The organism is Streptomyces syringium (assembly GCF_017876625.1).
In the GTDB taxonomy this organism is placed as follows: Bacteria; Actinomycetota; Actinomycetes; order Streptomycetales; family Streptomycetaceae; genus Streptomyces; species Streptomyces syringius.
In genome coordinates this window covers 4,625,464-4,644,952 of record NZ_JAGIOH010000001.1, presented here as the reverse complement: position 1 = coordinate 4,644,952, position 19,489 = coordinate 4,625,464, and the positions used below count along the sequence as shown (strand labels likewise).

16 protein-coding genes are annotated in these 19,489 nt (G+C 71.5%); 5 read left to right on the top strand and 11 right to left on the bottom strand.

Annotated elements, in window-relative coordinates:
- Nucleotides 1-103 precede the first annotated feature (103 nt).
- Entirely contained in the window at nucleotides 104-979 is an 876-nt protein-coding gene (locus JO379_RS20755) for an esterase/lipase family protein (RefSeq protein ID WP_130879463.1), read from the top strand.
- A 228-nt stretch (nucleotides 980-1,207) separates the two neighbouring features.
- The gene (locus tag JO379_RS20750; protein ID WP_307842084.1) at nucleotides 1,208-2,770 is read left to right on the top strand and encodes a M23 family metallopeptidase; all 1,563 of its coding nucleotides are present in this window, start codon (nucleotides 1,208-1,210) and stop codon (nucleotides 2,768-2,770) included.
- 126 nt (nucleotides 2,771-2,896) lie between these two features.
- Here JO379_RS20750 and pcrA read toward each other — a convergent pair whose 3' ends face one another.
- Complete coding sequence (gene pcrA / locus JO379_RS20745; RefSeq protein WP_130879461.1) at nucleotides 2,897-5,362, bottom strand: DNA helicase PcrA; 2,466 nt, start codon at nucleotides 5,360-5,362, stop codon at nucleotides 2,897-2,899.
- A 179-nt stretch (nucleotides 5,363-5,541) separates the two neighbouring features.
- A complete protein-coding gene (locus JO379_RS20740) occupies nucleotides 5,542-5,895 on the bottom strand; it encodes a hypothetical protein (protein WP_130879460.1) in 354 nt (117 codons plus the stop codon).
- A gap of 277 nt (nucleotides 5,896-6,172) precedes the next feature.
- On the opposite strand from JO379_RS20740, the gene JO379_RS20735 reads away from it, so the two are divergent.
- The gene (locus JO379_RS20735) at nucleotides 6,173-7,297 is read left to right on the top strand and encodes a C40 family peptidase (RefSeq protein ID WP_242626210.1); all 1,125 of its coding nucleotides are present in this window, start codon (nucleotides 6,173-6,175) and stop codon (nucleotides 7,295-7,297) included.
- A 4-nt stretch (nucleotides 7,298-7,301) separates the two neighbouring features.
- Here the strand turns inward: JO379_RS20735 and JO379_RS20730 are convergent, their stop codons facing one another.
- The 4 genes from JO379_RS20730 to JO379_RS20715 form a co-directional block, all read right to left on the bottom strand.
- Entirely contained in the window at nucleotides 7,302-8,420 is a 1,119-nt protein-coding gene (locus JO379_RS20730) for an alpha/beta hydrolase (RefSeq protein ID WP_130879459.1), read from the bottom strand.
- Between the two features lie 120 nt (nucleotides 8,421-8,540).
- The gene (locus JO379_RS20725) at nucleotides 8,541-9,224 is read right to left on the bottom strand and encodes a LuxR C-terminal-related transcriptional regulator (protein WP_130879458.1); all 684 of its coding nucleotides are present in this window, start codon (nucleotides 9,222-9,224) and stop codon (nucleotides 8,541-8,543) included.
- Nucleotides 9,221-10,534 carry an ATP-binding protein gene (locus JO379_RS20720; protein WP_207303960.1) on the bottom strand — a complete coding sequence of 438 codons (1,314 nt, stop codon included), beginning with the start codon at nucleotides 10,532-10,534 and terminating at the stop codon, nucleotides 9,221-9,223. Before JO379_RS20720 ends, JO379_RS20725 begins: the two co-directional genes overlap by 4 nt.
- Nucleotides 10,535-10,645: 111 nt before the next feature.
- Nucleotides 10,646-12,382, bottom strand: a complete 1,737-nt coding sequence (locus tag JO379_RS20715; protein WP_307842083.1) for a serine/threonine-protein kinase — start codon at nucleotides 12,380-12,382, stop codon at nucleotides 10,646-10,648.
- 132 nt (nucleotides 12,383-12,514) lie between these two features.
- On the opposite strand from JO379_RS20715, the gene JO379_RS20710 reads away from it, so the two are divergent.
- Both JO379_RS20710 and JO379_RS20705 read left to right on the top strand, forming a co-directional pair.
- Entirely contained in the window at nucleotides 12,515-13,918 is a 1,404-nt protein-coding gene (locus JO379_RS20710; RefSeq protein ID WP_209516317.1) for a PspC domain-containing protein, read from the top strand.
- Complete coding sequence (locus tag JO379_RS20705; protein WP_209516315.1) at nucleotides 13,905-14,144, top strand: hypothetical protein; 240 nt, start codon at nucleotides 13,905-13,907, stop codon at nucleotides 14,142-14,144. Before JO379_RS20710 ends, JO379_RS20705 begins: the two co-directional genes overlap by 14 nt.
- 137 nt (nucleotides 14,145-14,281) lie before the next feature.
- Here JO379_RS20705 and JO379_RS20700 read toward each other — a convergent pair whose 3' ends face one another.
- The 5 genes from JO379_RS20700 to guaA all read right to left on the bottom strand — a co-directional run bounded on the left by JO379_RS20700 (nucleotide 14,282) and on the right by guaA (nucleotide 19,423).
- A complete protein-coding gene (locus tag JO379_RS20700) occupies nucleotides 14,282-14,827 on the bottom strand; it encodes a DoxX family protein (protein WP_130879454.1) in 546 nt (181 codons plus the stop codon).
- A gap of 145 nt (nucleotides 14,828-14,972) precedes the next feature.
- Entirely contained in the window at nucleotides 14,973-15,998 is a 1,026-nt protein-coding gene (locus tag JO379_RS20695) for a L,D-transpeptidase (protein WP_130879453.1), read from the bottom strand.
- 195 nt (nucleotides 15,999-16,193) lie between these two features.
- Nucleotides 16,194-16,988 carry a class II aldolase/adducin family protein gene (locus tag JO379_RS20690; RefSeq protein ID WP_209516312.1) on the bottom strand — a complete coding sequence of 265 codons (795 nt, stop codon included), beginning with the start codon at nucleotides 16,986-16,988 and terminating at the stop codon, nucleotides 16,194-16,196.
- A gap of 79 nt (nucleotides 16,989-17,067) precedes the next feature.
- Nucleotides 17,068-17,691, bottom strand: coding sequence for a Uma2 family endonuclease (locus tag JO379_RS20685; RefSeq protein WP_130879451.1), 624 nt, complete (start codon nucleotides 17,689-17,691; stop codon nucleotides 17,068-17,070).
- A gap of 133 nt (nucleotides 17,692-17,824) precedes the next feature.
- Entirely contained in the window at nucleotides 17,825-19,423 is a 1,599-nt protein-coding gene (gene guaA, locus JO379_RS20680) for a glutamine-hydrolyzing GMP synthase (protein ID WP_209516310.1), read from the bottom strand.
- Nucleotides 19,424-19,489: the final 66 nt, after the last annotated feature.

Sequence of the window (19,489 nt, the reverse complement as noted above, 5' to 3'; positions counted from 1 at the left end):
GCCCGGCCGCACGGCGGGCGGTGCGACGAGCGGCGCCGCGCAGCCGCCAGGAGTGCACACGGGGGACGGAGCCGCCTGCTGTGCGCAGTTCAGGAGGTCGGCCATGGGGGCCCTGCCCTTTTTCTTCCCCACCCTCGTTCGCCCTTCGGCGGCGCTGGTGCGGTCCACGGTGTGGGAGCTGCTGATCCTCGCGGGTCATCTGCTGCTCTATCCGACCGGCCTGACGCAGGAGCGCCGCCCGCCTCCCCTGCCCGTACCGCCCGCGCCCCCACCCCCCGCACCACCCTCACCGGCACCCCCACCGACAACCGCACCGTCACCAGCGACCGCACCGGCCGAGCCGCACCACCCACCCGTGCTCCTTCTGCACGGCTTCATCGACAACCGCTCGGTCTTCGTCCTGCTGCGCCGTTCGCTGCGGCGGCACGGCTGGTCGCAGGTCTCCTCCCTCAACTACTCGCCCCTGACCGGCGACCTCCGCACGGCGGCCACGGTGCTCGGGGGGCACATCGAGGAGATCTGCGGGCGCACCGACCAGGAGCGGATCGACATCGTGGGGCACAGCCTCGGCGGTCTGATCGCCCGCTACTACGTCCAGCGGCTCGGCGGGGACACCCGGGTCCGCACCCTCGTCACGCTCGGCACTCCGCACCGCGGCACGACCGTGGCGCCTCTGATGTCCGCACACCCGCTCGTGCGGCAGATGCGGCCCGATTCGGAGGTCATCGCGGAGTTGTCCCGGCCCGCCCCCGATTGCGGTACGCATTTCATCGCCTTCTGGAGCGACCTGGACCAAATCATGGTCCCGGTGGAGACGGCGCGAATCGATCATCCGGACCTGTCGGCGCGCAATGTCCGGGTGAGCGGCGTCGGGCATCTCGCGCTGCCGGTCCACTGGGCGATCGCGGCCGGCATCCGGCAGGCGCTGGCCGCCGAGGAAGCGGTGGCCGACGCCACGGGAACGTCCTCGGTCGCCTGACCCCCTGACCCGGATCACCCGGCCGACCGGCAGTTTCCTCGCACAATCGGCCCATCATTTCGAACATATATCGAACGTCAAACCTATTACTCGGGGTTCAGTCCACCGAAAGGCGGCCAAATGCCCGGACCCCGAGGGATCGAAACGTGACGAAGATTGTCGCCGTCCCGTACCGCCGGGTACAGTCGCCGCTAATTCACCTGCTGCCGAGGCGAAATGGAAGTGGTGGTGAACGACCGTCACCCGTCGGCGGGCCCAACCCCGACCGTTCCCACTCCCGAGCCTTACGGGCATTACCCGGCGTATGAGCAGCAGGGCACCCAGCAGGGTTATGCCCCCTATGGCGGCTATGACACCGGGCAGTGGGACACCACAGGCCAATGGGACACCACCAGTCAGTGGGGGGTCACCGGCCAGACCCAGACCTGGGACTTCAGCGGCACCGCGCAGCAGACCGGGCAGTGGGACACCACCACGACCGGCCAGTGGGACGCGAACGCCTGGGGTGCGGGCAGCTCGTACGACACCTCGGGTCAGTGGGACACGGCCGGGCACACACAGGACCAGTTCCAGCCCCAGTCGGCGTTTCCGGGCCAGGAGCACCCCCAGACCCAGACGTGGGACACGTCCGGGCAGTTCCAGGGCTGGGACGCCTCCGGCCAATGGGACATGAGCGGTCAGACGCAGACGTGGGACACCAGCGCCTACACGAACCCTGACGCAACGCACGGAGCCGGCCTCGATCACGGCCACGAGGCCCCGCAGCAACAGCCGCACGAGACCCCGCACGACGCGACCGTCATGACCGACCTCGGTCTCGCGGACCTGACCGCGCCGGGCGCCGACAGCGGCTACGACACGGGCTTCGGCGACGGGTTCGACGAGGGCTTCGGCTCCGGCACCCCAGCGGGCACGGAGCCCGGGCCCCGCGTCGTCGCCGACGCCGAGACCCGGACCATGGAAGCGGTGACCGCACCGCCGCGCCGGGACGACCGGCCCGAGGACGCACCCGAGGAGACGCGGAGCGGCCAGGGCCGCAGCCGCCGCAAGGGCGCGCCCGCCAAGGCCGGTTACCGACCGCGCCGCAAGGCGCTGCTGACCGTCGCCGTGCCCTCGGTCGCCGTCATGGGCGTCGCGGGTATCGCCGCCGCCTCCGTCTCCACCGGCGGACAGAGCGACACCAAGCAGACCCAGGCGGCCACCGCCCCGGACCCCTCGGCCATCAAGCCCGCCATGGCCAACAACAAGCTGGACACCCAGCTCGCGAGCCTCAGCAAGGGCGCCGACGACTTCGCCAGCCGCGCAAGCCGCACCCAGGAGCGCATCGACCTCAAGGCCCGCCAGGAGGAAGAGCGCAAGCGCAAGGCGGCGGAGGCGGCCCGCAAGGAGGCCGAGCGCCCGAAGTTCGCACTGCCCGTGGCCCAGCACGGGCTCAGCGCCTACTACGGCCAGGCGGGCATCAACTGGATGTCGACGCACACCGGCATCGACTTCCCCGTCGGCTACGGCACCCCCGTCATGGCCGCCACCGACGGCACCGTCCGCACGCAGTACAACGTGGCCTACGGAAACATGGCCATAGTGACCTCACCCGAGGGCGTCGAGACCTGGTACTGCCACCTGAGCAGCACCAAGCTGCGGTCCGGCCCGGTCAAGGCCGGGGACGTCATCGCCTACTCCGGCAGCTCCGGCAACTCCACCGGGCCGCACCTGCACTTCGAGGTACGGCCGGGCGGCCACGCCGTCGACCCGCTGCCGTGGCTGCGCGGCCAGGGCCTCGACCCGACATAGCCGCGACAACCCGTCCGGCGTAACCGACACGCCCGGCCGGCCGACCGATTCCGTCGATCGATCAAGGGGCCCGTACGCACGTACGGGCCCCGTCATCGTGTGCCCCTCCGGGCCCGGAGTCCGTGGCTAGAGCTTCTCGACCGGTGCATAGCGCAGCAGGAGCCGCTTCGGCTTCTCCTCGCCGAAATCGACCGTCGCCTCGGCGTTGTCACCGCTGCCCTTCACACCGACGACCGTGCCGAGCCCGAACGAGTCGTGCGTGACCCGGTCCCCGATGGTGAGGGCCACCACCGGCCGGTCCTTGGTGCGCCGCGTCGCGAAACCGCTCGGGCCCGCCTTCGCACCACCGCCACCGCGCGAGGACGAGAACCCGGACGTCAGACCGGAGACCGCGCCCATCGACGCCGACGGTGTCGCCGGGCCGGTGCGGCGCCACTGCACGTACTGCTCCGGGATCTCCTCCAGGAAGCGCGACGGCGGGTTGTACGCGGGCTGGCCCCACGCGCTGCGCATGCTCGCCCGCGTCAGATACAGCCGCTCGCGCGCCCGCGTGATGCCGACGTAGGCCAGCCGCCGCTCCTCCTCCAGCTCCTTGGTCTGGCCGAGGGCCCGCATGTGCGGGAAGACGCCGTCCTCCATGCCGGTGAGGAAGACGCAGGGGAACTCCAGGCCCTTCGCCGTGTGCAGCGTCATCAGCGTGATGACGCCGGTGCCCTCGGTGTCCTCGTCGGGGATCTGGTCCGAGTCGGCGACCAGCGCGACCTTCTCCAGGAACTCCGCCAGCGTGCCCGGGCTCTCGGCGCCCTCGACGGACCGCTCCTGCTCGAACTCCAGGGCCACGGCGGCCAGCTCCTGGAGGTTCTCGATGCGGGTCTCGTCCTGCGGGTCGGTGGACGCCTGGAGCTCGGCGAGATAGCCCGTGCGCTCCAGGACCGCCTCCAGCACGGTCGCGGGACCGGCCCCGGACTCGACGATCGTGCGCAGCTCCTCCATCAGGACGTTGAAGCGCTTGACCGCGTTGGACGAGCGGGCGGCCATGCCGTACGCCTCGTCCACCCGCCGCAGCGCCTGCGCGAAGCTGATCTTCTCGCGCAGCGACAGCGCGTCGATCATGGCCTCGGCGCGGTCCCCGATGCCCCGCTTGGGCACATTGAGGATGCGGCGCAGCGGCACGGTGTCCTCGGGGTTGGCGAGCACCCGCAGGTAGGCCAGCACATCGCGGACCTCCTTGCGCTCGTAGAAGCGCACACCGCCGACGACCTTGTAGGGCAGGCCGACGCGGATGAAGATCTCTTCGAAGACACGGGACTGGGCGTTGGTCCGGTAGAAGACGGCGACGTCCCCGGCCTTGGCGTCCCCGGCGTCGGTCAGCCGGTCGATCTCGTCGGCGACGAACTGCGCCTCGTCGTGCTCGGTGTCGGCCACGTAGCCGGTGATGCCGGCGCCGGCGCCGGCCTCGGTCCACAGGTTCTTCGGGCGGCGGTTCTGGTTCCGCTCGATCACCGCGTTCGCCGCGGAGAGGATCGTCTGCGTGGAACGGTAGTTCTGCTCCAGCAGGATCGTGGTGGCGTCCGCGTAGTCCTCCTCGAACTGGAGGATGTTGCGGATCGTGGCGCCGCGGAAGGCGTAGATCGACTGGTCCGCGTCACCCACGACGCACAGCTCGGCGACGCCCTCCTCGGGGGCGTTCTCCGCGGTGCCCACCAGCTCGCGCACCAGGGTGTACTGCGCGTGGTTGGTGTCCTGGTACTCGTCGACCAGCACGTGCCGGAAGCGGCGGCGGTAGTGGTCGGCCACGTCCGGGAACGCCTGGAGGAGGTGGACGGTGGTCATGATGATGTCGTCGAAGTCGAGGGCGTTGGCCTCGCGGAGCCGCGACTGGTACATCGCGTACGCCTCGGCGAGCGTCTTCTCAAAACCGTCCGCGGCCTGCGCGGCGAAGTCCTCCTCGTCGATCAGCTCGTTCTTCAGGTTCGAGATCTTGGCGCTGAACGACTTCGGCGGGAACTTCTTCGGGTCGAGGTCCAGATCGCGGCAGACGAGCGCCATGAGGCGCTTCGAGTCGGCCGCGTCGTAGATCGAGAAGGAGGACGTGAAGCCCAGCTTCTTGCTCTCCCGGCGCAGGATCCGCACGCACGCGCTGTGGAAGGTCATGACCCACATGGCGTTGGCCCGCGGGCCCACGAGCTCCTCGACGCGCTCCTTCATCTCGCCCGCGGCCTTGTTGGTGAAGGTGATCGCGAGGATCTGCCCCGGGTGGACGTGGCGGGAGCCCAGCAGATGAGCGATGCGGTGCGTGAGCACCCGGGTCTTGCCGGACCCGGCACCCGCGACGATCAGCAGCGGCGAGCCGGTGTGCACCACGGCGGCACGCTGCTGGTCGTTCATCCCCTCCAGCAGGGCGACCGGGTCCACGACAGGCCGGGCCGCCCCGTCGCGGTAGTACGCGTCACGGGGTACGGGGGCGTCGAACGCGCCCCCGAAGAGGTCGTGCGGCACCGGCTCCGGGGCCGCTTCCTCCGGGGGCGGTGGGTGCTCCTCGCCCGAGGGGCCGAGATCCGCCAGGAAGCTGTCGTCAAAGAGGCTGCTCATCGCCTCCCGAGTCTAGGCCGCCCCACTGACAGCCGGTCCCGCTTCCGCCGAGCCGGGCGCCCCCGGGGCTGTGACGTACGTCTACGTCCGCCGCGTCCGGGGCCCGGCACCACGCGCCCGCGCCCGTGCCCAAGACCGCGTCGCTAGGTCCGTCCCTAGGTCCGTCCCTACGTCCGTCCCTACGTCCACAGCACGGCGACGAAGACGTTCGCCGTGGTCAGCGCGCCCACGGTGCCGAAGGCGGCCGCCGGGACCTTCTCGTCGTCGCGCTTGACGTAGACCAGGCCGAGGATCACGATCAGCAGCGCCAGCTTCACGCCGATCTTGACGGTGTTGACGGTGTTGTCGTCGGCCTGGTTGAGGCCGACCAGCGCGACACCGGTGACCAGCATGGTCAGCGCGCCGTGCAGCATCGCCGGAACCATGCGCGCCTCGCCCTTGCCCATGGCCTTCATCTGGGTCATGAAGCCACCGAGCAGGGCGGCGATGCCGATGATGTGCAGGCCGACGAAGGCGTGAATCAGTACGTCCATGGTGTCCGACCCTAGCTGCGGCCATAGCACCCGAGTGCAGCCAGGTAGGGCGCTATCGCCACATCGGTCACACGCTGGCCGCTTCCTTCCGTACGAGCCCGAGCCGCACGGTCACCGGCGGTCGCTGAATAGCTGATTCCGGGCATTACCGGTCAAGCCCGTATCCACGTGACCCCGCGGTTTAGCGTCCTCCTCCAGACGGCGGTGGTCCGCTCACTCTCCCCCCTCGCGCGGGCCACCGTCGTCCGGAACAGCGCACCGCAGGCTCCGGAAGGAAGTGACGACCGACGTGGCGTCGCACCGCAAGCCCAAGCAGCATCCGCTGGCCGGGAACACCGCCCGGACGGCAGCCACCCTCGCCCTCGCGGGCGTCGCCACCGCGACCGCACTCGACGGCACCGGCAACGCCACGCCACCACCCACCAAGGACCAGGTCAAGGCGCGGGTCGGCCAGTACTACCGGGAGGCCGAGGTGGCCACCGAGCGGTACAACGGCGTGCGGGAGAAGGCCGACCGGGCCCGGTCGGCACTGGACGGGCTGCAGGACGAGGCGGCCCGCAGGACCGAGCGGCTCACCGCCGCCCGCAACGCCCTGGGGTCCTTCGCCACCGCCCAGTACCGCGAGGGCGGCCTCCCGCCCGCCGTGCGACTCCTGCTGTCCTCCTCGCCGGACCGGTATCTGGAACGGGCGTCGCTGGCCGACCGCGCGGGCAGCCTCCAGGCCGTCGCGCTCACCCGGGTGCGGAGCGAGCTGCGGGGCGTGGAGCGGGTACGCACCACCGCGGCGGCCCGGCTCGCCGAGCTCAAGGACGAACAGGCCGCGCTGTCCCGGCACAAGCGGACCGTCGAGGCGAAGCTCGACGACGCCCGGCGGCTCCTGGACCGGCTCACGGCCGAGGAGCGCGCGGCGTTCCACGGCGGCGGCGAAGCGGCCGGCGCCCCGGCGGGCGGCTCCTCGGCGGGCGGAGCCGAGCGGGGCACCGCCGCGAGCACGGCGCCCCTGGGGGAACGGGCGGGCCGGTCGGCCCCCCGCGGCGGCGCGCAGGCCCCCACGGAGCGCGCCGCGCGGGCCGTGGCCTTCGCGTACTCCGCGCTCGGCAAGCCGTACGTATGGGGGGCGACCGGCCCGTCCGGATTCGACTGCTCGGGGCTGACGCAGGCGGCCTGGCGGTCGGCGGGAGTGTCGCTGCCGCGCACGACGTATACGCAGATCAATGCCGGGCGGCGGATCGGACGGTCCCAGCTGGCCCCCGGCGACCTGGTCTTCTTCTATTCGGGCGTCAGCCACGTCGGCCTGTACATCGGCGGCGGGAAGATGATCCACGCCCCGCACCCCGGGGCGCCGGTGCGCATCGCCCCCGTCGACCAGATGCCGTTCGCGGGCGCGGCCAGGCCGGTCTGACGGGCTACGGCAGCCGGATCTGCCGGGTGAGCCAGCGGAAGACGTCCGGGACCTGCCGCTTCCACACCGCCGTGCCGTGCCCGCCCGCGCCGGCGGGGATCATCGAGACGTGAACGGTCGTCGGCGCCTTCGCCGACTGCTTGATCGCCAGCCCGCCCTGGTAGCCGTCGCCCTCCGCGCCGGAGAGGAAGAGCGCGACGCGCGGCGGGGTCTTGGCACGCTGGAGCATCTTCCAGGGATTGTTCGCCTCGCGCAGCTCCGGGGTCTTCGCGGTGAGCGAGGCGGGCTCGCCGATCGGGTCGTTGTAGCCCGACAGGCTCACCCCCGCCCGGTAGCGGTCGGGGTGCGCGACGGCCAGCTTCGCCGCGCAGTGCGCACCGGCCGAGTAGCCGGCGACGGCCCAGCCGTCGGCCTTCTCCTCCGCCCGGAAGTTGTCGACGACCATCTTGCGGACGTCGACGCTCAGCCAGGTGTCGGCGTTGACCTTGCCGGGGATGTTGGCGCAGCCCGTGTCGACGTTCCCCAGGAGCGTGGTGCGCGGCGCGACGATGATGAAGGGGGCGACCTCGCCCTTCGCCATCATCGGCTTGAGCTGGGTATTGACGTTCAGGCTGCCGAACCACGCCTTCGCCGACCCGGGGAAGCCGGGCAGCACCTCGACCACCGGGAACTTCTTGTCCTTGTACGCCGGGTCGTCGTACTGCGGCGGCAGCCAGACGTAGACCTCGCCCTCCACGCCCGATATCCGGCCCTTGAGCTGCGTCTGTTGGACCCCGGGCCCCATCCGCCCGTCCGAGGCGGGTGTGAACTTCTGCAACACCTTCGGCTCACGGTCCAGCGACTTGCCGCCGGTGCCGTCCGGTCCGAGGTCGGCCGCCTCGGTCACGTGGTCGCCGGTGCCGAGCAGGTCGTCCCAGTTGTCGAAGAGCGCGTTGGAGTTGTTGACGATCACGAAGACCATGACGATCGCGGTCACCTGCGCGAAGAGGATCATGAACAACCGGGTGACCAGGCGTACGACCTTCGGGCCGCCGATCCTGCTCCACAGTGCGAGCGGCAGCACCAGGGCCACCACGACCAGGACGATCGTGGTCAGGAAGAAGGGCGTACCCGTCAGACTCATCGGGCTCTCGTTTCCGGATCGCGGGCCCGGCGGGCCCCGGCCCTGCGCAAGTGAGAGCCTCTCGTCCGTTCAAGATGCCATGCGCGGCGCGAAGGTTCCGCCGGTCCCGGGACCGGCCCGTCAGACCAGCCTGCGGGCCGTGGCCCACCGGGTCAGCTCGTGGCGGTTGGACAGCTGGAGCTTGCGCAGCACCGCCGAGACGTGCGACTCGACCGTCTTGACCGAGATGAAGAGCTGCTTGGCGATCTCCTTGTAGGCGTACCCGCGGGCGATCAGCCGCAGCACCTCGCGCTCGCGCTGCGTCAGCCGGTCGAGGTCCTCGTCGACCGGCGGGGCGTCCGTGGACGCGAACGCGTCCAGCACGAAGCCGGCCAGCCGGGGCGAGAAGACGGCGTCGCCGTCCTTGACCCGGAAGATCGCGTCGACCAGGTCCGTGCCGGTGATGGTCTTGGTGACGTAACCACGGGCGCCGCCGCGGATGACACCGATGACGTCCTCGGCGGCGTCGGAGACCGACAGGGCCAGGAAGCGGACCGGCGACTCGGGGTCGGCCATCATCGCCGCGCTGCGGCGCAGCACCTCCACCCCGCCGCCGCCGGGCAGATGGACGTCCAGCAGGACGACCTCGGGGCGGGTCGCCGTGATGACCGTCACCGCCTGGTCGACGTCGGCGGCCTCGCCCACGACCTCGACACCCGTCCGCTCGGTGGCCCCGATCTCGGCCTGCACCCCGGTGCGGAACATCCGGTGGTCGTCCACGAGCACGACCCTCGCATGGCGCTCCGTCACTTCTTCGGTCGTCATGACGCCTTCTCCGCCCTCTCCATTTCCAGCTCCACTTCGGTTCCCCCGTCGGGCGCGGAACGCAGTCTCGCCGTACCGCCGTTGCGCTGCATCCTGCCGATGATCGACTCGCGGACGCCCATCCGGTCCTCGGGAACGGCGTCCGGATCGAAGCCGGGCCCCCGGTCCCGTACGGAGATGAAGACCGTACGCCCCTCGACCTCGGCATAGACCTGGACGGCGCCGCCCTCGCCACCGTACTTGGCGGCGTTGACCATGGCTTCCCGGGCGGCCTGCTGCTGCGCGGCCAGCCGCTCGTCCAGCGGGCAGTCGCCGACGACGACGACCTCGATCGGCACCCCGTGGTAGTCCTCGACCTCGGCGGCCGTGGCCTTCACGGCCTCGGCCAGGGTGGTGGGCTCCTCGGACTCGTCCTTGCCGCGCCCCTCGGGCCTGTAGAGCCAGGCGCGCAGCTCCCGCTCCTGGGCGCGGGCGAGGCGGGCGACCTCGCGGGGGTCGTCGGCGTTGCGCTGGATGAGGGTGAGGGTGTGCAGGACGGAGTCGTGGACGTGCGCGGCGACCTCGGCGCGCTCCTGGGCGCGGATGCGCATCGTCCGTTCCGCCGAGAGGTCCTGCGTCATCCGGACGACCGAGGGGCCCGCCAGCAGCGCGATCCCCACCACGACGGCCAGCGAGGCCTGGAGGACCGTGCCCAGGTGCCGGGCCGAGCCCTGGAGGACGACCATGCCGGTGACCCCGGCGCCGACCAGCAGCACGCCCGCCGCGCCGCGCGCGAGCGGCAGGACCCGCTTGCGGCGGCTGACCTCCATCCAGTGGGCCCGCCGGGCGTTGTCGGCCTGCCGCCAGACGAGGGCGACCCCCGCGCCGATCAGCAGCAGCGGCCAGATGTAGGCGTTGGCACGGCCGAGCTGAAGGGTGTCGACGAAGATCGCGACGCCGATGATGACGGCGATGAGCGCGAAGACCTGGCCACGGTCGGGCTTACGGGCGAAGCGCCGTCTGCGCCCGTCCGGGAGGGCCTCGGTGGCGGTCGCCGCGCGCGGTGCCTCGACCCCGCCGACACCGAGCGGCACGACGAACCAGAACACCGCGTAGAGCACGGCCCCCATGCCCTGCACCATGAACAGCGCGCCGAACGCGACCCGCACCCACGACACCGGCATGCCCAGATGGCCCGCGAGCCCCCGGGCCACGCCGCCCAGCATCCGCCCCTCGGCGCTGCGGTACAGCTTGCGCAGCGGACGGACGTCGGGGTCGGGCGGCGCGTAGGCGCCCCCGGCACGGGGCGGCGTCGTCGATGCGCTGGTCATGCTCCGATCGTCACATGCCCGTGCCCGCAGGGGTATCAGGGTCGTCCCTGACCGGACCCGGGAAAGAACCCGCGGGGCGCCCGAGGAAGCGCCCGGGGAAGAGCCCGCCCCCTACGAGCCCGGTCCGCCCGGCCCCGGCCGGAAGCCGTCACGGAGCACGTTGAAGACGGAGACGTGCCGGTTCCACTCGTCCTTCGGCGCGGAGAGGTAGAGGGCGTACTCGTTGCCGCCCTCCCGGCCGAACCCGAGGTCGATGGCCCGGAACTCACGGACCCGGCCCTTGAAGGTGAACTCCCACACCGCCGCGGGCTCGCCCCGGAACTTGGTCTCCTGCATCCGGCCCAGCCGGTAACCGTCGACCTCCGTCTTGAGCTGCTCCTCGACCTCCTTCCAGTGCCGGAGGTGGTCGGGGCTCGCGAAGTCGAGGACGTTGACCTTGAGGCCGACGAGCCCGCCCGGGGCGATGTAGTCGACCTCGACGGGCGACTTCTCCTTACGGGTCCAGCCGTTGGGCACGGGGAAGGAGACGCCGAGCCGCTTCTCCTCCACCAGGTGGTAGCCCGCCGGGACGGGCGGTGGCTTCCAGGCGGCCGGAGACGGGTCGGCGGGCCGGCCGGTGCGCCGCTCACCGCCCTGGGAAGCGGCCGCCCTGGGGTCGGTGTCCTGGCCGGGTCCGGCGTCCCACGTCATGAAGAACGCGCCCGCCGCGAGCCCGGCGGCGACGACGGTGGCGGTCGCGCCCCACAGGAGCCTGCGGGTCCGGCGGCGGCCGTCTTCGCGCGCGGCACCCGCTGCCCGCTCCCCCGCCGTGCCAGAGGCTTTTGACGGAGCGACCGTCCCCGCTGTGTCCGCGGCCTCGCGCGGCTCCGGCGGCTCGGCCGACTCGTCGCGCCCGGAAGGCTCGACGGCCGTGGGCGCACAGGTGGTGACCGTCGTGCGCTCGCCCTGCTGCTCCGGTATGCGCAGATACGCCGTCTCCACCTCGGCCACCGGCTCGCGCAGGATCTGCTCGGCCAGCTCGGCCGGCGGGCGCAGGTCCGGTTCCTTGGCGAGCAGGGTCTCGATCAGCCGGGTCAGCGGCCCCGCCTGCAGGGGCGGTTCCAGCGGGTCCATGGCGATGGCGTAGGCCGTCTCGACGGCGGTGTCCTTGCGGAACGGCGGTCGCCCTTCCAGCGCCTGATACAGCGTCGCGCCGAGCGCCCACAGGTCGGACGCAGGGCCCGGCTTGGCTCCTTTGACCCGCTCGGGCGCGATGTAGTCGATCGAACCGACCATCTCGCCCGTCTTGGTCAGCGTCGACGTGCCGGTGGACTGGGCGATGCCGAAGTCCGTGAGCACGACCCGCCCGTCCTCGCCGAGCAGCACATTGCCGGGCTTGACGTCGCGGTGCAGCACCCCGGCCGCGTGGGCCGCCCGCAGCGCCGCGATCATGCCGCGCCCGATACGGGCCGCCTCGTCCGGCGAGACGGTGCCCTGCCGGAGCACGTCACCGAGCGTCCTCGACGGCACGTACTCCATCACGATGCACGGCAGTCCGTCGTGCTCGACCACATCGTGGACGACGACCACATTGGGGTGGTTGATACGGGCCGCGCTGCGCGCCTCGCGGCGGGTGCGCTCGTAGAGGGTGGCGAGCTCGTCCTCCTCCAGATACGGGGAGACGTGCAGCTGCTTGAGCGCCACCTGACGGTCCAGCAACTCGTCCTCGGCACGCCAGACGGTGCCCATGCCGCCGCGGCCCACACGCTCCAGGAGCCGGTACCGCCCGGCGATCAGCAGACCGCGGTCCGGCCGCGGTCCGGCCGCCTCGGGCCACCCGGACGCAGCCCCGGACACTGACTCAGACACCGTGCGCCCCTCCGGTTCCCCCATGCGTGTTCGATGCGCCACGATATCCGCCACCGTCTCAGGGGAAATCTCAGGGAACGAGCAGGGTCCCCACGGATGCCGTTCGCACCGCCCGGTTGACACCATGTCCGTATGACCGACGCACCAACCGCCCAGGGCTCCCGGCCCGCGGACCCGGCGGCCGACCCGCCGCCGGGCGCCAGGCCGCCCTTGCGGCGCAGCCGTGAGCACAAGGTGCTCTCCGGTGTCTGCGGGGGCCTCGGCCGCTGCTTCGACCTGGACCCGGTCGTCTTCCGGGTGGTGCTGGGCGTGCTCGGGGTCACCGGCGGGCTGGGCCTGATCGTCTACGGGCTGGCGTGGCTGCTCATCCCGCTGGAGGGCGAGGAGGAGAACGAGGCCCGCCGGATGCTGTCGGGCCGGGTCGAGGGCCCGGCCCTGACCGCGCTGCTCTGCGCACTGGTGGGCTGCGGCCTGTTCCTGTCGATGCTCAACAACAGCGGGGCGATGGCCTTCTCGCTGGCGCTGACCGTCGCGATCGTCGGCGCGGCCTATTGGTCGCAGCACCACCGGCCCGCCGACGGCGAGGAGGACGCACCCGCCACCCAGAAAACGGTGGAGGCCCCGCCGGAGACGAAGGCACCGCCCACGCCGGGCACGCCCTCCTGGTGGCGCGACCCGATCGTCAAGGACGGCATGACGGGCCCGGCCCCCACGAGCACGGGCTATTTGTGGGGTCCCGACGACGGCCCGGACACCGGCCCGGCCCCCGCCCGAAGCCACCGTCACGGCCTCGGCCTCGGCCACGGCCTGCACGGCGGCCACGGCCCGTTGGGCGGCCTGCACAAACCGAAGGCCGCGGCCGCCCGCCCGCCCTTCCCCCCGGCCTCCTCCGCGCCGCAGCCGGCCGGGCGGGCGCTGGGCGGCTGGGTCTTCCTGCTGGCGCTGGCCGCCTTCGCGCTCGGCACCGGGCTGACCCGGCACGACCGGGCGCTCGGCACCTCCCTGGAGATCGGCCTCGCGTGCGCGCTCGGCGTCTTCGGCCTCGGCATCGCGACGAGCGCGCTGTACGGGCGCACGGGCGGCGGGACCGTCTTCGCGGCCATGCTGACCGGGGTTCTGCTCACGGGCGCCGCAGCGCTGCCGGAGTCGGTGACGGCCGACTGGACCCACAGGACCTGGCGCCCGGCCGGCGCGGCGGAGGTCCGGGACCACTACGCGGTGGGCAGCGGCGTGGGCGTGCTCGACCTGTCGGGTGTCGCCTGGCCGAAGGACAAGGCGATCGGCACGAGCGCCGAGGCGGGCGCCGGGCAGCTCAAGGTCATCGTGCCCCCGGACGTCACGGCCCGGCTCGACGTCAAGGTCGGCCTCGGCGACATCCAGCTGCCCGGCGAGCAGCGCGACGACATCGACATCAGCCCCGGACAACGCAAACGGATCACCCTGCCGCCGCCCGCCGGACACACCTCGCGCGGCACGCTGGAGATCAGGCTCGAGGTCGGTATCGGCCAGGTGGAGGTGACCCGTGCGACGCCATGACTTCGAACCGGGCAAGCTCGTCATCGGACTCGTCCTCCTGGGCGGCTGCGCGGCCTATCTGGCCGCGGCCGCGGGCCGGTGGCACTTCCCCGCCTACGTGCTGCTGCCGGCCCTGGGCATCTCCCTCTGCGTCTCCGGCATGGTCTCCGCTCTCGCCGTCTCCGTGCGCCGCCGCCGTGAGCTCGGCGCGGAGCCTGGCGACCGGGAGCCCGGACGGTCGGGGTGACCGGGATTGAAGCGGTGGAGTGCGCACCTCCGCTGCGCGGCGGTGTCCTCAATCGCCGGACGGGCTGATTCGAGCCCGTCCGGCGATTGAGGACGCGCCCGCAGGGCGCTCTCCGCGCAGGCGGCAAGACAGCCGGATCAGGCCGGCAGCCCGCCATGCCGACCGCGCCGTCCCCGGAAGGCCCGGCGGCCCCGGCGACCGCGCAACGCGGCATCGGCGGAAAATATGGGCGCGCCCGCGAGGACCAGCGGCAGCCAGGCCATCAGATAGGCGAGGTCGTTGCCGTAGTAGTAGGGCGTGGTCGCCCAGCTCACCGTCAGCCACAGGCTGAGGGAAATGAGGGCGCCACCGACCGCCGCCACCCGGGCGAACAGCCCCAGCAGGGTGGCTATGCCGACCGCCAGCTCGCCGATGCCGATGGCGTAGCCGAAGCCGACGGGGTTCTTCAGCGCCAGGTCGACGAGGCCGGGGATCGCGGCGCTGCCCCGCACCGCGCGCATGAGCTCACCGAGGGAACCCGGGCCGCTGCTCGCCAGGAAGGCCGAGTCGGTGAGCTTGTCGAGCCCGGCGTAGACGAACGTGACGCCCAGGAAAATACGCAGCGGCAGCAGCGCGTACCGCGAGAGGGCGGACCGCCGGTCCGCGCCGCCGCCGACCGTGTCCGTACGGCCTGTGAACGCCATGCCACCCGCCACCTCTCCGCCCTCGCCCCGCCCATTGCCCTCGCCCCGACCATACGTACGTCGGGCGGAACGCGTTCAGCCCTGTGGACAACCACAGGGCTGTGGACAACCCCGTCACCCGTGTCAGGGACGACGAGCGGGCCGGTCAGCCGGTGCGGACGCCGAGCGCGCTGCCCTTCAGCCACTGCTCCCAGCTGAGGTTCCAGTCGCCGTAGCCGTTGCCGAAGGTGTCCATGGGCTTGCCGGAACTGCCCGTGACCTGCACGACGTCGCCCTTGAGGCTCAGCCCGTACAGCCACTTGGCGTCGGCCGTGGACATGCCGATGCAGCCGTGGCTGACGTTCTCCTTGCCGAAGGACTCGGCGTTGTCGGGCGCCGCGTGCACGTACTCGCCGCTGACCGTCTCGCGCATGCTGTAGTCGTACGAGCCGTAGAAGCCGTCGGGGTGGTTGCGCGGGATGCCGATGGAACGCGAGTCCATGACGACCCGGCCCTCCTTGGCGAGGATGGTCTTGATGCCGTCGCGGGTCTTGAACTTCTTCTCGTCGCCGCCGCTGACGGGGATGCTGCGCAGCGTCCTGCCGTCGCGGACGACGGTCATCCGGTGGGCCTTGAGGTCCACCGTGCTGATCATCGCGGCGCCGATGGTGAAGTTGATCTTCCGGTCGCGGTCGACGGCCGTGCCGGGGGCCAGCTTGACCTTGCCGAGACGGGCGTCGAGGGAGACCTCGGTCCCCGCCGGCCAGTACTTCTCGGGCCGGAAGTGGACGAGGGTGTCGCCCTTGGACTCCGCCCAGTGCCAGGCCCCGGCGGTCTTCGTCGAGGTCCGGACCTTCAGACGTCCCTCAATGCCCGCGCGCAGCTCGGGCGAGACCTTCTGCTGCTTGAAGACGATGGCGACGGGCTGGCCCACGCCGACCTTCTCGCCGTTCGCGGGGGCGATCTCGGGCCGTACGACCTTGGCGGCGCCCGGCAGCTCCACGGCGGGCGGGGCGGGCTTCTCCGGGGCGGCCACGGAAGCCGGCGCGGAGGGCCCTGACGAGGCCGCCGAGCCCGCCGAGGACGGCTTGCCGGAGCCGGGCCGCTCCCCGGTCTCGGCGCCGCATCCGGTGACGGCCAGGCCGGTCAGGGCCAGGGCGGCGGACAGCCCGATGCAGCGGGAGAGGCGCATGTTCCTACCAGTCTTCTTCCGAATCGTTTCTTCCGGGCGTGACAATGCCGAGGCGGCGAGGCCTCGGCACTCATTCATCGTAGGCAGCGCGAAAGCGCCGCGAAGGCGCCCGGAAGGACGAGCCACCCCCGCCTCCGGGCGGGGGTGAGGGCCCGGCTCGGGCGGGCCGGAAGTCACCCCGGCCCAGCCCGGGGCTCAGCCCAGCAGCTCCGGCTCGCTGCGGGTGATCTGCTGGTAGAGCGGCTGGTAGTTGATCCACGCCACCAGGTCGTTGCCGAGCTGCTCGCGGGTGTGCAGCGCGCTCTCGGGGTCGATGAGCACCGGCTTCCCGGCGGCCTTCGCGACCAGCTGCACCTGGCAGGAGCGCTCCATCGTGATGAACCACCACGCCGCCGCGTCGACGGAGTCCCCGACGGTCAACAGCCCGTGGTTGCGCAGGATCACGGCCTTGTGCGGTCCGAGGGAGGTCGCGATCCGCCGCCCCTCCTCCTCGTCGAGGACCACGCCCGTGTAGTCGTCGAAGACCGCGTGGTCCTGGTAGAAGGCGCAGACGTCCTGCGTGATCGGCTCCAGCGGCTCCCCCAGCGCGGCCAGCGCCCGCCCGTACGTGGAGTGGCTGTGCGCGGCGGCCACGACGTCCGGCCGGGCCCGGTGGACCTGCGAATGAATCGCGAACGCCGCCTGGTTGACGTGGTAGCGCCCCTCGACGACCTGCCCCTGGTGGTTCACCAGGATCAGGTCGGAGACGGTGACGTGCTTGAAGGACATCCCGAACGGGTTGACCCAGAAGCAGTCCGTGAACTCCGGGTCCCGCGCGGTGATATGACCCGCCACGCCCTCCTCGAACCCGAGCCGCCCGAACAGCCGCAGCGCGGCCGCGAGCCGCTCCTTGCGGTGCTGCCGCTCGTCCTCGACGGTCTCGTGCTGGGGCGGCATCGCGAAGTGGAGCCGGTCGGTGGGTACAGGCTCCGGCGGGGTCGGCTGCGGCATGACGGTCTCCTCGGGCTGTTCCGTGGCTACGCAACGGAAGCTACCGCCGGGTACCCGAGGAGAACAGGGGTGCGACGACTCAGTCGGCCTGAGCAGGCCCGCGGCGCCGCCGGTTGATCGCGGTCAGGTCGATGGAGACCGGGAACGGGTAGTCCACCTCCAGCACCTCCCTGTGGACACCGGTGGGCCCGTAGGAACGTGTCGCGGGATCGAGCTCATACGTGTAGACGACGGGGAGGCCGTCGCTCTGCTCCACGCGCCAGAAGTACTGCACACCGGCCGCCGCGTACTTGCGGGGCTTGACGTCGCGGTCCCGCGCCTCGGAATCCGGCGACACGACCTCGACGGCCAGGAGGACGTCCTTCGGTTCGTACCAGGTCTGGTCCGGCCCGGTATCGGCTTTCGCATGGACCACCAGCAGGTCGGGCTCGGGGCGATTCCACTTGTCCACCTTGATCGTCATCTCACGGTCGACATCCAGGTCGTCCGGCATGTGTGCCAAGAACGCGTTCTCCAGCAGCCACATGGTGCGCGTGTGGAATTTCCGCTGCGGACTCACGAAGACAAGGCTCCCGTCGATCAGCTCGGTATGCGCTGGGAGGCCCGGGATCCGATCGAGGTCGTCCGCCGTCCAACCGCCCGGGGGCGGGATCGGCCACGCGTACTGCTGCTGTTCGACCTCGTCCTCAGGTGCGGCGCTCATGATTGCTCCCATACGACGGAGTCTCGCCTGTACGGCCAGCGTACCCACCGCAAACGCCGATGCCGCCGCTCAAACGAATGAGCGACGGCATCGGCGTTGATCGCGCAAAAGGCCTATTGGAAGGCCGGTGGGATCACTCCCACTCGATCGTCCCCGGCGGCTTGCTCGTCACGTCGAGCACCACGCGGTTGACGTCCTTGACCTCGTTGGTGATGCGGGTCGAGATCTTCGCCAGCACCTCGTACGGCATCCGGGTCCAGTCCGCCGTCATGGCGTCCTCGGAGGAGACCGGGCGCAGCACGATCGGGTGACCGTAGGTGCGGCCGTCGCCCTGGACGCCGACGCTGCGGACGTCCGCCAGCAGGACCACCGGGCACTGCCAGATCTCGCTGTCCAGACCGGCGGCCGTCAGCTCCTCGCGGGCGATGGCGTCGGCCTCGCGCAGCAGGTCCAGGCGCTCCTTGGTGACCTCGCCGACGATGCGGATGCCGAGACCGGGGCCGGGGAAGGGCTGGCGCTGGACGATCTCGTCCGGCAGGCCCAGCTCGGCGCCGACCATGCGGACCTCGTCCTTGAACAGCTGGCGCAGCGGCTCGATGAGCTTGAACTCGAGGTCCTCGGGGAGGCCGCCCACGTTGTGGTGGGACTTGATGTTCGCGGTGCCGGTGCCGCCACCGGACTCGACCACGTCCGGGTAGAGCGTGCCCTGGACGAGGAACGCGACGTCCTCGCCGTCGGCCGCGCCCTCGGCGACGATCTCGGCCTGGGCCTGCTCGAAGACGCGGATGAACTCACGGCCGATGATCTTGCGCTTGGTCTCCGGGTCCGAGACGCCGGCGAGCGCGCTCAGGAAGCGCTCCTGCGCGTCGACGACCTTGAGCTGCACACCGGTCGCGGCGACGAAGTCCTTCTCGACCTGCTCGGTCTCGCCCTTGCGCATCAGGCCGTGGTCGACGTAGACGCAGGTGAGCTGGGAGCCGATGGCCTTCTGGACGAGGGCGGCGGCCACGGCGGAGTCGACGCCGCCGGACAGCCCGCAGATGGCGCGCTTGGTGCCGACCTGCTCACGGATCGAGGCGATCTGCTCCTCGATGACGTTGCCGGTGGTCCAGGTGGGCTCGATGCCGGCGCCGCGGTAGAGGAAGTGCTCCAGGACCTGCTGGCCGTGGGTGGAGTGCAGCACCTCGGGGTGGTACTGGACGCCGTAGAGCTTCTTCTCGTCGTTCTCGAAGGCGGCGACCGGCACGACGTCCGTGGACGCGGTGACGACGAAGCCCTCGGGGGCGGCGGAGCAGGCGTCGCCGTGCGACATCCACACCGACTGCTCGGCCGGGGTGCCCTCGAAGAGGGTGGAGCTGAGCTTGGAGACGGTCAGCGGGGTGCGGCCGTACTCGCGGGCGCCGTTGTCGTCGACGGTGCCGCCCAGGGTGGTGGCCATCAGCTGGAAGCCGTAGCACATACCGAAGACGGGAACGTCGGCTTCGAAGAGGGAGCGGTCGATGCTCGGGGCACCTTCCGCGTAGACCGACGACGGACCGCCGGAGAGGATGATCGCCTTCGGGTTCTTGGCGAGCATCTCCTCCACCGGCATGGTGGACGGGACGATCTCGCTGTAGACCCTGGCCTCGCGGACGCGGCGGGCGATGAGCTGGGCGTACTGCGCGCCGAAGTCGACAACGAGGACGGGGTCCGCGGCGTTGTCGTGGGCGGCAGCAGGGGACGCTGATGGCACTTCGGCGGCCTTCCGGCGGTGAAACGGGGGGTTGGACTTTCCATTCTAACGGGCTCATACTGAGCC

Coding starts and splice junctions, on each gene's coding strand:
- pcrA (WP_130879461.1), bottom strand. CDS start 5,362: ATGAGCAGCCTCTTTGACGACAGCTTCCTGGCGGATCTCGGCCCCTCG.
- JO379_RS20710 (WP_209516317.1), top strand. CDS start 12,515: ATGACCGACGCACCAACCGCCCAGGGCTCCCGGCCCGCGGACCCGGCG.
- JO379_RS20695 (WP_130879453.1), bottom strand. CDS start 15,998: ATGCGCCTCTCCCGCTGCATCGGGCTGTCCGCCGCCCTGGCCCTGACC.
- JO379_RS20740 (WP_130879460.1), bottom strand. CDS start 5,895: ATGGACGTACTGATTCACGCCTTCGTCGGCCTGCACATCATCGGCATC.
- JO379_RS20720 (WP_207303960.1), bottom strand. CDS start 10,534: ATGACCAGCGCATCGACGACGCCGCCCCGTGCCGGGGGCGCCTACGCG.
- JO379_RS20730 (WP_130879459.1), bottom strand. CDS start 8,420: ATGAGTCTGACGGGTACGCCCTTCTTCCTGACCACGATCGTCCTGGTC.
- JO379_RS20700 (WP_130879454.1), bottom strand. CDS start 14,827: ATGGCGTTCACAGGCCGTACGGACACGGTCGGCGGCGGCGCGGACCGG.
- JO379_RS20685 (WP_130879451.1), bottom strand. CDS start 17,691: ATGAGCGCCGCACCTGAGGACGAGGTCGAACAGCAGCAGTACGCGTGG.
- JO379_RS20690 (WP_209516312.1), bottom strand. CDS start 16,988: ATGCCGCAGCCGACCCCGCCGGAGCCTGTACCCACCGACCGGCTCCAC.
- JO379_RS20725 (WP_130879458.1), bottom strand. CDS start 9,224: ATGACGACCGAAGAAGTGACGGAGCGCCATGCGAGGGTCGTGCTCGTG.
- JO379_RS20755 (WP_130879463.1), top strand. CDS start 104: ATGGGGGCCCTGCCCTTTTTCTTCCCCACCCTCGTTCGCCCTTCGGCG.